The sequence below is a fragment of the Paenibacillus dendrobii genome (genome assembly GCF_009807035.1).
GTDB classification, from domain to species: Bacteria; Bacillota; Bacilli; order Paenibacillales; family Paenibacillaceae; genus Paenibacillus_AQ; species Paenibacillus_AQ dendrobii.
This window is the reverse complement of record NZ_WUBI01000001.1, coordinates 62,587-75,637: the sequence shown is the minus strand read 5'-3', so window position 1 is coordinate 75,637 and position 13,051 is coordinate 62,587. Positions and strand designations below refer to the sequence as shown.

The following is a 13,051-nucleotide window of genomic DNA, read 5'->3' as shown; positions in this document are numbered from 1 at the left end:
CCTCCTTTGATGTCTTTAATGCTGTGCAGCCAGCCGCATAATCTCTTCTTCCGAGGCGGCATCTCCTTCCAGAATTCCGGTAAGGCGTCCTTCGGACATGACTATGATTCTGTCAGACATTCCAATCAGCTCAGGCATCTCAGAAGAGATCATGATGATGCTTTTGCCCTGCTTGGCAAGATCCTTGATGATCGTATAAATCTCGAATTTGGCCCCCACATCGATTCCACGGGTCGGTTCGTCGAGCAAAAGGATTTCCGGCTCGGTGAGCAGCCATCTTGCCAAAAGCACTTTTTGCTGGTTGCCCCCTGAAAGGTTCATAATCAGGGTGTTAGACGTAGGCGTCTTAGTGCGGAGCTTGTCGACCATAATATCCGCTTCTTTCCTCTTCTTGCGTCCATCAAGGAAAAACAGCAGTTTGCGGTACCGGCTGAGATTCGCGATCGATGCATTCTCGTGGACCGGCAGCACTGGAAATATCCCTGTTACCCGCCGTTCCTCGGTCAAAAGCGCCATCCCCTGCTTAATGGCATCCTCGGGCGTTCTGATCTTCACCTCTTTGCCACGTACCTTGATATGTCCGGACGAGAAGCCGCGCAAGCCGAACAGCGCCTCAATCAGCTCGGTACGCTGTGCGCCGACTAGACCGCCTATGCCCAGAATCTCGCCTTTTCGAAGCTCAAAGGAAATATCCTTGAAGGATTTGGGTAGCAGCGAGGTAATTCCATTGACCTCAAGAAGAACGTCCCCTGGGACGTTTTCACGGTCAGGGAACCGCTGGGTCAGATCGCGTCCGACCATTTTGGAAATGATCAGATCCGTGGTCAGTTCAGCGGCAAGCCAAGTGCCGATTTTTTGGCCGTCTCGCATAATCGTAACCTCGTCGCATATTTGCAAAATCTCTTCCATTTTGTGCGAAATGTAGATGATGGCAACGCCGCGCTTCTTGAGATCCCGTATGATTCGGAATAGATGCTCCACCTCTACGCTCGTTAAGGAAGAAGTAGGTTCGTCCATAATGATGACTTTGGATTCGAAGGAAACCGCTTTGGCGATCTCGATCGACTGAATCTTGGAAACCGACAGCTTCCCTACGATGGTGTCTGGGTGCAAGTCGATGTCAAGTTCTTTGAAAAGCTTTTCCGTATCTCTATACATTTTCTTATGATCAATGAACTGGACCGGGCCCCAGCCGAAGGAAGGGAAACGTCCCAGCCAGATATTTTCCATGACATTGCGGAACGGCACGGGATGCAGCTCCTGATGAATCATGGATATGCCGTGATTCAGCGCATCCTTGGAATTTTGAATTTGGACCTTCTGTCCGTCCAGCAGAATCTCTCCCGCATCCGGCGAGTAGATCCCGTACAAGCATTTCATCAGCGTCGATTTGCCGGCGCCGTTCTCCCCCATCAGGGCATGAACCGTGCCGGGCCTAACCTTTAGCGTGACATCATCCAGTGCCTTAACGCCCGGGAATTCCTTGGAAATTCCGTTCATTTCCAAAAAGTACTCGCTTTGAGCCATCGTTTCCGCTCCCTGCTCCTCATCCCTACCATGTGGAAGGACGGCCGTGACAGCCGCCGCTTCCGGCAGGATGGTTATTTATATTGACGCTCGTTCTATGCATTCGCTTGGTTATTTGGCATCATTGATATTGTCTTTGGTGATTTTTTTGTATGGAATCCATACATACTGGTTATCTGTGATATCGAATCCGATATTGTCTTTGGAAGGTGTTTCGCCTTTCGCCAGTACGGTTGCGAGCGACACGGCCGCTTTACCTTGGTTATTGGCATCATTCAGAACGGTACCGAGAAGCGTTCCTTCCTGCAATGCTTCAAGGGCCGGAGCTGTTGCGTCAACGCCTACAACCGGCATCATTTTGTCACCTTTAAAATAGCCTGCAGCTTTCAGCGCTTCGATCGCGCCAAGAGCCATGTCGTCATTGTTGGCAAGCACCGCTTCGATTTTGTCGCCATGCGCTCCGAGGAAGGCTGCCATTTTTTCCTGGCCCTTGACCCGATCCCACATCGCGGTGTCTTCTTCCAGTTTCTCTACTTTGATGCCGGCTTTCTCAATCGCTTCGATGGAGTATTTGGTACGCAGCTCGGCATCTTGGTGACCCGGTTCGCCTTTCAGCATGATGTACTGCAGTACGCCGTCCTTGTTTTTGTCCGCTTCGGGATGGGCTTTCCAGTAATCGGCGATCAGTTCGCCGGACATCGTGCCGGATTCCTCGGCTTTGGCGCCGACGTAGTATACTTTATCCCATTTCTTCATGTCTTCGGGAAGTGGTTCGCGGTTCAGGAATACCACCGGAATGTTGGCGGTTTGCGCCTTGTCGATAATCACGCCTGCTGCCGTGCGGTCAACCGGGTTAATAACGAGCGCATTGGATTTTTTAGAAATGAACAAGTCAACTTTATCGTTTTGCGTCGGCTGGGAGTTTTGGCTGTCTACGATGTCTACTTTCGCTTTGCCTTCAGCGTTCGTTTTGATGGAATTGCGGACGCCTGTCATGAAGGTGTCGTCAAACTTATAAATCGCTACGCCGACGGATGGTTCCTTGCCGCTGTCCGCGCTTTTGGTCCCACCGTCACCTGTGGCGGTTTTGTCGTTCCCGCTTGAGCATCCTGCCATAACAGAGCCGAGCAGAGCGCCTGCGAGCAATACGGAAGTGATCTTTTTCATCGTAATTATGACCTCCTGATTATCTACTGATTTGTCGCATCCCCTTGGATACGTTTTCATTATGCTGGATCGAAGCCTGGATTCGAATATAAAATTCTCCTGTGTTCTATGAAAATTCTCATGCCTTGGCAATACGCATATGCGCTTTGCGTTCACTTTACAAAAGGAAACAGCAGCTTCTGATTATCGGACTGCAGCATATTGCCGAGGTCGATGAGCCTGGATTCCGTATCAATCCTCTCATCATCGAGTTCGATGCCTTCCATCACCTGAACGGCATACTGAACCGCAAGATACCCATTGTTGAAGGGATTCTGGACGACGGTCGCCTGCACGATACCTTCCTGCAGCATTTCCATAACCTTGGCGGTACTGTCGAAGGTAATGATCTTGACCTTTCCGCCGTACCCAGACGCCTGGATTTCCTCGGCTGTGCCGATGGAAGCCACCTCGTTCAAGGCCACGATACCATTGATGTCGGGATGCTTCGTCATCATGTTCCGGGTCAACTGCCTCGCGAGCTGTTCGTCGGATTCGCAGTATTCAATGTCCACGACCTCCACACCGGGATATCTCGCCACGTAATCCATGAAGCCTTCCTCGCGCTCATCCGCGTTCTTGGCTCCCTTGACGAAATTCATGACGCCGATGCGGCTTTCAGGTCCGATCAGATCGATCAGCCGCTTCGCCGCCTTTTGCCCCGCTTCGTAATTGTTCGTGCCCACGAACAACTTAATTCGCGCCGAAGCCACTTCCGAATCCATGGAGATAACAGGAATTTTGTAATAGGCCGCCCGGTCCGTCACCTGTGCCAGCCCCATATAATCACTGGCGGACAGGATGATGGCATCGGCGTTGCTCTGAATGGACTCCTCCATCAGCCGGACCTGTTCATCGATATCGCTTTCGTTCTGGGGCGCCTTGAAAGTCAGATTGACGTTGTATTCCTTCGCTGCGACTTCGGCTCCCATTTTCACCGTTTTCCAAAAATCGCCGTGATTCATTTTGACGATCATATCCACGTTTTTGGGCTTCTCAAGCACATACAGGCTTGGCGCCCCCCCGCCGCAGGATGCCAGCATGACCGTCAAAGCAAGCATCAGATATACCCTCAGTCGGACTGCACGAATTCTCGTCATGACATCCCTCTTTCCTGCAGCTCGGCTTCATTTCTTTCCGCCGGCATCGTTATCGTCACGGTTGTGCCTTCTTCCAGTTCGCTCTCGAAGCTAAGACCGAAGTTTTTGCCGTAATACAGGCGTATCCGCTCGTTCACGTTTTTGACCCCGACCCCGGAACCTCCGCTGCGTACGCTTCCGGTGAGCAACTGATCCATGATCTGCCGAGTCATGCCGAGCCCGTTGTCCGCGATCTTAATCACCAACCGCTTCTCTTGAAGGGATGCCGTGATGCGGATGAAGCCTTCGTCGGACATCTTCTCAATGCCGTGATGGATGGCGTTTTCCACGATCGGCTGAAGAATCAGCTTCAGCGTCAGGCAAGCAAGGGCCTCCTCCTCGCATTCGATGGCATAGTGGAATTTATTTTTAAAGCGGATTTGTTGAATGATCAAATAATGACGGACATGCTCAAGCTCTTCTTCCAGAGTTATGATATTTTTACCTTTGCTCAGGCTGATCCTGAAAAATTTTGACAGCGACGTAATCGTGGCGACAATTTCTTCCTTCTTTCCCTTCTCCGCCAAGCGCACGACCGAATTGAGCGTATTGTAGAGGAAGTGCGGATTGATCTGAGACTGCAATACGTCGAGCTCGCTTTTACGCTTGGCTTCCTGTTCATGAATGATCTGATCCATCAGCTGCCGGATCCGATGAAGCATGAAGTTAAAGCGCTTGGATAATTGGACCACTTCATGCGCTCCGCTGACATGGATCGGCGTGCTGAAATCGCCTTGGCCGACGCTTTGGACCGACTTTTCCAACCTTCGCAGCGGCTGTGAAATTTTCGCGGAAACGAATATCGCCAGCACGACGACGGCAGCGCATACGACCAGAAGAAACCAGAAGATAAACTGATTGAGGTCTTTTTTCGTCGTGACGATTTCATCGGGGTAGGCTACGCCAACGACTTTCCACTTGATGGGCTCAACCGTGCGGATCGTGATGTACCTCGGCTCGCCCGTCGGTTTGTCGGTATAGCTCCCGTAGGCGTACTTTAATACGGGTTCCATGTTTTCATATTTCAAGCCTGCATAGATCAGCTGCTGCTGCGGATGATACACAAGATTGCCGAGATCGTCGATGATATAAGCATATCCGCGTTTGCCCAGGCTGACCTTGCGGCTGAGCTCATCAATCGTCCGAAAGTTGGCGTCAACGAGCAAAATGCCTTCTTTGATCGTTCCATGATCCTTGTACTGGATCATCCGGCTCAGCGAGACGACCCATTTATATTGACCTTTATATAGATTCTGGATATGTGGGGCTGAAAAAGAGAGTTTCTGTGGCTGCGAACGGGCGGATTCGAACCAGCTCTGCTCCTCAAGCATCGTATTCTTGCGCATTTCCAGATCGGGAATATCCAGGACGAGCTTACCCGCCGGGGTAAAAAGTCCGACAGATACCAAGTCCTCCCGGGTATGAAGCAGCGTCGTCAGCTGTTCCCGCAGCAGAGGGCTCGAGATGTCGGGCGTGTCATTGATTTGTCCTTCCACCACTTCATATATATCCTGCATTCCCTTTACGTAGAGCTCCAAATGGTAGTTGACCTGTTCGATAATCTGCTGAATATTCAGATGGGCGTTTTCCTCTGCCGTTTTGCTAAATTTGTTATAGAGCATGAGGCTCACGACGATCACGACCAGAATCGTCATGAGCGTGAAGGACACGGTAATGATCGTCTGAATGCTCTGCAGCCGGAAGGACTCCCGGACCCGGGGCATCTTCGGCATATTCCGTTTAGGCTGGATATTCAATCGTTTATGCACCTCCGGCGCCGTTCCGATATTCCTTCGGCGAAATGCCGAATTTCTTGCGGAAGCAGAAGCTGAAATAGTTCGGGTCGGAAAAACCGATGGCTTCAGCGATCTCAAACGTTTTCAAATCGGTCGATCTGAGCGATTCCTTTGCGGCTTCCATGCGAATATGCATGAGGTAGTTAACGAAGGTCATCTTCACTTCCTTCTTGAAAATGCTGCTGAAATATCCCGTGCTGATATGCAGATGCTTGCACACCTTATTGATCGAGATGTCGCTGTCCTGATAATTGAGGCGGATATACTCCTTGGCATTTTCGACAAGCTGGTTATATCCAGTCTGCCTTCCCTGGGCTATGGAACTCATCAGTTTCACGCATGCGCTGCCCATCCACTGCCTGACTTCTTGCATATTGTTGTATTTGTAAATTTCTGCGAACGGATAAGCGCCTGCGCCGAACAAATCTTCCAGCTCCACGGAGAATTCTTTGGCCACCTTCATAATGCAGGCAAGGATCTCCATCAAATAAACCTGGCAATCCTGCACGGACAGCTGCGCGACATGCATGCCGCTAAGCAAAGTCCCGAGTATGACATCCAATTCCTCCGGTGTGCCGACTTTCATGCAGCGGATCAACGACTGTTCCTTGAGGTCATCAAAGCTCAGCGATTCATAAGGCTGCGATTCGACATCTTCGATCCAGATGACACGGTCATTGCCGAGAATAAGCCGATAGTCCAGCGCCTGCATCGCTTTCTGGTAGGACAAGTGGATCTCTCCGGGGTGAATGCATACCGTGCCTGCGCCGCAGGTGAGGGTCAGCTTCAAATATTTGAATACGTTCAACCGGATCTCTTCCAAAACGGTTAACGTTTTCTGCGCTGCCGCTCCCGCATCCCTCTCCGGCAAAGTCGACAGCAGCACGCAATCCTCCAAATGGATAAATACCTTGAAGTCTCCCAGCCTTTCGCAAATTTCGTCAGCAATATTCAACACTGCGAACAGCTGAAGATAGCGGTCTTCCGAATATTTTAGTGATCCGGCAGGCGTCTGCGGCCCTTTTATTCCTTGCGTTTCGAGATGATTGTGAACATAGTCAATTCGCATCACGGATGCCATAAAGCTTTGGCCTTCCAAATCCACGCCGTAGCTGCTGCCTTTCTCATAAATTTCTTCATTCATCATCCGGCGCGATACCAGTTGAGACAAAAAAAGCTCCCTGAGCACAGGAATGCTTTTGCGATAGTGTTCCATCAGGACATGAACATTTTCTTTTTCGGATGCTTCGGCATCCATCTGCCGCTTAACCTTGAGCGCGACCTCGATAAGCTCATGCGAAGAGAAAGGTTTAAGCACATATTCGTCAATCTGCAGCTTGATCGCTTTTTGTGCATATTCAAATTCGTCGAATCCCGTCAAAATAATGATTTTAGTCGTCGGATAATGCTCCCGGATCCACCCGGCCAACTCCAATCCGTTCATAAAAGGCATTTGAATATCCGTGACCACTACGTCCGGTATGTACTTTTCGAACAGCTCGGCTGCTTCCCTGCCGTTCTCGGCTGTATCCACCACCTGAAAGCCGTGGCTTTTCCAATCGATCTCCTCTATGAGCCCGTCCCTTACGTCTTCTTCATCTTCCACCAATAAGAGCTTGTACATTGTTCTCATCCATCCTTCTGGTATCTGCTTTCTATAGGTTTCGTCTGTCCGAAGGCATGCTGTGCGAAGCATGCTATGTGCGAAATAACTGTAAACGCTTACTCTTTTTTACAACGTATTCTATCTTAAGCAGCGGGAGATTGTAAATAAAAATCCACGCCTGTCATATTTTCCAGGAAACACAAAAAGCCCGCCCCTGTTTCAGGGACGGGCGTATCATCATGTACAGTGTACTATTTCAGTTTTCTCACAAATTGATATCCAATTTTCTCAAAACCGATATGTTCGTAAAAAGCATGCGCCGGAGCGCGCTCAACGCGGTTGCCGCTAGTAAGGAACAGGATTTGGCTTCCCTGGTTTTTACTCCATTCTTCAGCATTGCGAATGAGTCTTTTGCCGATGCCTTGTCCACGATGTTCCTGGGATACGATCAAAGCTGAAACTTGTGTAGCCGTCTCGCTTCTCGCATAGGATTTCACCTGATTAAGCGCAATCATGCCTATGACCTTACCATCGAGTTCAGCAACCATTGTACAAAGCTTGGGATTGTTCTCTGAGGCCTGAATACGCTCACGCATTACGTTAATCGTAGTCGGATAATTCAATTCCCTCATCAATGCCGTCACCGCTTCAATATCACAGTTACAATCGGAGTTACGAATTTGCAGAGCAGGAGCCAAGATGTTACTGTTCATGATCATATTCCTCCACTTTTAAAAGACTGGCGGCTTGTTTAGCCGTATTCCGTGCTTTCTGAAGATCCGTATCCGCGCTTAAGGCGACAGCCATTCTTCGGCCGGCCCTCGTTTCAGGCTTGCCGAATACGCGAACCTGAGTCCGTGGCAGACTGAGCGCTTCCTCCACACCACCAACAGCAAAATTCGCACTTGCATTTTTGGCTTTCAATGTTGCCGAAGCACCCGGTGTCAACAATTCCACCGATAATATTGGAAGTCCCAGAATGGCTCTGACATGCAGAGCAAATTCCGATAAATCCTGGGTGATCATGGTGACCATCCCGGTGTCATGCGGACGGGGCGATACTTCACTGAATATGATTCCTTCTTGTGTAACAAACAGTTCTACTCCGAAAATGCCAAATCCCCCGAGTTCATCCGTAATGGCTTTGGCAATGGACTCTGCTTCCTCCAGCTGTTCAGCGCTCATCACATGAGGCTGCCAAGATTCGACATAGTCGCCATCCTTTTGAATATGGCCTATCGGTTTACAAAAAATGGTTCCGCTTACAGACCGTACCGTAAGTAGCGTTATTTCACTTTCGAATGTAACAAAGGATTCCACGATGACACGTGTGTTTTTGGCACGTCCGCCTTCCATCGCGGTGTTCCAGCAGGCTTCCGCTTCATCCTCCGTATGGCATACGCTTTGTCCTTTGCCGGAAGAGCTCATGATCGGCTTGATCACACATGGCGTTCCAAGAATGGAAACAGCCTCTTTCAGCTCCTCCAGAGTATCAGCAAACCGGTACCCTGCGGTTGGAAGACCCAGCTTTTCTGCTGCCAGACGACGTATGCCTTCGCGGTCCATCGTAAGTCTCGCAGCTCTCGCAGTCGGAACGACATGAAAGCCTTCTTCTTCAAGTTCAAGCAAAGCATGTGTAGCTATAGCCTCAATTTCCGGCACAATCACATCCGGTTTTTCCTGATGAATGATTCTTTTCAGGGAATCGGCATCGAGCATATCAATCACATGGGACCTGTGCGCAACCTGCATCGCAGGCGCATTTGCATAACGATCCACGGCAATGGTCTCTATGCCCAGTCGCTGGGCTTCGAGCACCACTTCTTTTCCCAATTCGCCGCTGCCGAGCAGCAGCATTTTCTTGGCATGTGCAGAAAAAGGAGCACCCCACACCACTTCCCAATTCCCCCCTACTAATGTATACCACATCTGTATACCACACTAACTATTTTCAGGGTTTAAAAGAAAGAATGCAAGAGTGCTCCGACATTTTCCTGTAAAGTTCACAAACTCGCCTCATTTTTAGGCCTTTATGCCGTCGAATTCCGGCGAAAGTTTATTGAATTTACAGAAGTTTGTTGTGATATCTTCCAAAACGGTGAAGACTAGATAAATCTGAACTGGGCTTCGATGAGACCGAAGTAGGTACCCTGCTGCTGCATGAGCTCCGCATGGTTACCTTCTTCCTTGATTTCACCGTGATCCAATACGATGATTTTATCCGCATGGCGAATTGTCGACAAACGGTGAGCCACGATGAAGGACGTACGTCCTTTCAAGAGCACCTTGAGGGCCTCCTGGATTTTAAGCTCGGTTTCCGTGTCGATGCTTGCCGTTGCCTCATCCAGGATCAGGATTCTTGGATCCGCAAGAAGGGCCCGCGCAAAGGACAGCAGCTGTCGCTGACCCATCGATAGCATATTGCCGCGCTCCTCGACTTCGGTGTCATACCCGCCTGGAAGCTTCTCGATAAACTCATGCGCATTAACCGCCCTCGATACGGCTTCGATTTCCTCATCCGTTGCATCCAGACGTCCAAAGCGGATATTGTCGCGGATGGTACCGGAGAAAATAAAGGTATCCTGCAGCACGATCCCAATCTGGCTGCGCAGCGTTTCCAACTGGACATCCCGGATATCGTGCCCGTCGATCGTGATCTTACCGCTCGAGATATCATAGAACCGGCTGAGCAGATTGATGATGGTACTTTTCCCGGATCCGGTATGCCCGACGAGAGCAATGGTCTGTCCTGCCTGCACATCCATGTTGATGCCCTTCAGAGCCTGACGTCCCTTCTCGTATTCGAACACGACGTCCTGGAGCTTAATATCCCCTTTGATCTTCGGCAAAGGCATCGCATTCGGCTTATCGTCAATGCTCGGCTTCTCATCGATAAATTCAAAGATCCGTTCAGAGGAAGCCATGGCCACGAGCAACTGGTTATACATTTGTCCCAGTCGGTTGATCGGCTCCCAGAAGTTGCCGACATAACTGGAGAATGCCACCAGAAGACCAATACTGAGTTGACCCTGCTGAATCAGATAAGCACCGAACCAGAACAGGATAAGCGTACCGAAACCTCCCGTAATTTCAATCAGAGGTCCAAAGCCCTGGTTAAGCATCGAAGCACGGTCCCAGGATTTTTTGCTTTCCATGTTCATCTTGTCAAAGAATTGGATGTTTTCCTGCTCTTGCGTGTAAGCTTGAGTGACACGGATACCCTGAATGGACTCATTCAAATGGGAATTGATCCGTGAGTTTTTCATCCGGACATCCTGCCATGCACGGCGGATGCGAACACGCAGTTTAGTGGAAATAATGAACATGACGGGTACTGTCAGGACGACCGCGAGTCCAAGTTTCCAGTTGATCGTCAGCAGAATCACGACGATGCCTACCAGCTGAACGCAGTCGATCATAAGATTCACGACGCCGCTCGTAAACAGCTCCTGCAGCGAGTTGACATCATTCGTGACACGGACCAGGACAGAACCTGCCGGTCTTTTGTCAAAGAAGTTAAAGGACAGCCTCTGAATATGCTTAAACAAATCACTCCGCAAATCATATATGACCCGCTGTCCGATAATATTCGTGAATTTGATCCGGTATGTACTCGCCAGCCATTGAATGATGTACAAAACAAGTACAATCGCCGTGATCGTGTACAACATGGTGATGCTGGAAGCGCCGTCTTTGGGAGCAATCGCCTTATCGATCGCCATACTGGTGAGGTATGGTACGGTCAACTTCGTGATGGTGCCAAGTACCATCATCAGAATCACGAGCGGCAGCAGCTGCTTCGCATAAGGCTTCATGTAAGCAAACAGCCTGGTCAGCTGTGCCCAGTTAAACGGTTTCTCGATGATTTCATCATCTTGATAGACAAAGCGTTCCCCCGTCTTGCCAGGCGCTTTTCCTTTCAATTTCCCCCCATCGTTTTGAGGGCGTTTCTCGGTATTCGTGACCGTGCTCATGAGCTCACCTGCTCTCCTGCATTACCATTCATCCGGGCAATGTGGTCTGCATATTGTATATGGTATACATCCTGATAAGGACCAGGCTCATGTATCAACTGATCATGCTTCCCGCGCTGTACAACCTTACCTTCATTCAAAACGAGAATCTCGTCAGCATGCCGTAAAGACGAGATGCGGTGCGCAATGATAAACGTGGTACGCCCCCGCATAACCTCCTGGAATCCGGATTGGATTTCATGCTCGGTCTCCATATCAACCGCGCTTGTTGCATCATCCAGGATAAGGATCTTCGGATTCTTCAGCAGAGCGCGTGCGATGGCAATCCGTTGTTTCTGGCCACCGGACAAGCCCATTCCCCTTTCGCCGACAACCGTATCGTATCCGTCAGCCATTTCCATGATAAAATCATGCGCCTTAGCCAGCTTCGCGGCACGTATAATTTCCTCCATCGAAACGTCCTTGAGGCCGTAAGCGATATTGTTGCGGATACTGGAGGAGAACAGGAAAGTCTCCTGAAATACGGATGAAATCTGGCTCCGAAGGCTCTGAACCTGAATATCATTGATATTCACGCCGTCCAGCTTGATGCTTCCGCCGTTCACATTGTAAGCATGCATCAGAAGTTGAATAATGGTGGACTTACCGGAACCGGTACCGCCAAGTAAGCCGATGACCGTTCCTGGAGGCGCATCCAAATGAATGTCCTGGATTGCAGCCAGCTTGTTCCCGTAAGCAAAGGTTACATGATTGAATGTCACATGTCCCTTGACGTCCTCTGCACGAAGCTGGATTGCATTATCCTTATCTTTTACGTCGATCGGCTGATTCAAGAGTTCCATGACACGTTCGCCCGAAGCTTCCGATTGTGTATAGTTGTTGATCAGATATCCGATGTTCCACATCGGACCGATAATGTACCAGATTAAGCTGAAGAAAGCGACAAGCTCACCCAGTGACAATGATTTATGAATGACGAGAGTTCCCCCGACGCCGAGCAGAATGACGACACAGATAGACGCCAACAGCTCCATCAGAGGAAAGTAACGGCTCCACAATCCCGAAGCAAAAATTTGATTGCTCTTGTAACGCTCGTTGCGCAGTGAGAATTTATCGACCTCATGAGGCTCACGCGCAAAGGATTTGACTGTTCTTACTCCCGTAATATTCTCCTGAACCGATGTGGTCAATGCGCTGAGTGCCAGCCGCATTTCCTGAAAAGCAGGATGGATGCGATTCTCGAACTTCAATGCGACAATGACGAGAAACGGAATGCTGATCATTGTGAGGAGCGTAAGCTGCCAACTGATCGACAGCATCACGATGGCTCCAAAAACCACCATCAGAATCGTATTGAGTATTTGTGGAATGCCGAAAGCGATAAATTGGCGGATCGCTTCGAGATCCCCGGTCAGTCGGGACATCAAATCCCCGGTTCTGGCCGTGTCGTAATACCGGAAAGACAAGACTTGCAGTTTCTCGTAGCAACCGTTGCGTAAACGGTATGCCAGATAGTTCCCCATTCTTCCGCCTAGAAGACCGCTTAAAAACTGCATTAGCGCTTTCACGATGACAACACCGATAACGGTGAGTGCCAGCATGGGAACTTTGTCAAATTGCCGCGGCAAGATTGCATCATCAATCAGCTTGCGCAGCAGGTTTGGGGTCACTAGCCCCAAGGCAGTAGCTATGGCGAGGCAGAGTATAGATAGATAAAGAAAACTCCGTTTCTCCCAAAAAAAGCTCTGCATTTGCCTGAGAACATTCATGGTTCTCCTCCTTCGAGTCATCTCAAAACTTTAT

Annotated in this window: 9 protein-coding genes; all 9 read right to left on the bottom strand. The window is 49.7% G+C overall.

Features of this window, described 5'->3' with window-relative positions:
- Window positions 1–15: 15 nt before the first annotated feature.
- Window positions 16–1,527: a sugar ABC transporter ATP-binding protein gene (locus GRF59_RS00300; protein WP_160495692.1), complete on the bottom strand. Its 1,512-nt coding sequence runs from the start codon at window positions 1,525–1,527 to the stop codon at window positions 16–18.
- Window positions 1,528–1,638: 111 nt separating this feature from the next.
- Window positions 1,639–2,694 (bottom strand): galactose ABC transporter substrate-binding protein, encoded by a 1,056-nt coding sequence (locus GRF59_RS00295; protein ID WP_160495691.1) that lies wholly within the window; start codon window positions 2,692–2,694, stop codon window positions 1,639–1,641.
- A gap of 152 nt (window positions 2,695–2,846) precedes the next feature.
- A complete protein-coding gene (locus tag GRF59_RS00290) occupies window positions 2,847–3,833 on the bottom strand; it encodes a substrate-binding domain-containing protein (RefSeq protein WP_160495690.1) in 987 nt (328 codons plus the stop codon).
- Window positions 3,830–5,596 carry a histidine kinase gene (locus GRF59_RS00285; RefSeq protein WP_160498045.1) on the bottom strand — a complete coding sequence of 589 codons (1,767 nt, stop codon included), beginning with the start codon at window positions 5,594–5,596 and terminating at the stop codon, window positions 3,830–3,832. Before GRF59_RS00285 ends, GRF59_RS00290 begins: the two co-directional genes overlap by 4 nt.
- Before the next feature lie 37 nt (window positions 5,597–5,633).
- Window positions 5,634–7,292 (bottom strand): response regulator, encoded by a 1,659-nt coding sequence (locus GRF59_RS00280; protein WP_160495689.1) that lies wholly within the window; start codon window positions 7,290–7,292, stop codon window positions 5,634–5,636.
- 233 nt (window positions 7,293–7,525) lie between these two features.
- A complete protein-coding gene (locus tag GRF59_RS00275; protein WP_237391564.1) occupies window positions 7,526–7,987 on the bottom strand; it encodes a GNAT family N-acetyltransferase in 462 nt (153 codons plus the stop codon).
- Window positions 7,977–9,167: a formate-dependent phosphoribosylglycinamide formyltransferase gene (purT, locus tag GRF59_RS00270; protein ID WP_160498044.1), complete on the bottom strand. Its 1,191-nt coding sequence runs from the start codon at window positions 9,165–9,167 to the stop codon at window positions 7,977–7,979. Before purT ends, GRF59_RS00275 begins: the two co-directional genes overlap by 11 nt.
- A 212-nt stretch (window positions 9,168–9,379) precedes the next feature.
- Entirely contained in the window at window positions 9,380–11,248 is a 1,869-nt protein-coding gene (locus GRF59_RS00265) for an ABC transporter ATP-binding protein (protein WP_160495687.1), read from the bottom strand.
- Window positions 11,245–13,017, bottom strand: coding sequence for an ABC transporter ATP-binding protein (locus GRF59_RS00260; protein ID WP_160495686.1), 1,773 nt, complete (start codon window positions 13,015–13,017; stop codon window positions 11,245–11,247). The genes GRF59_RS00265 and GRF59_RS00260 overlap by 4 nt, the downstream gene beginning before the upstream one ends.
- Between the last annotated feature and the right edge of the window lie 34 nt (window positions 13,018–13,051).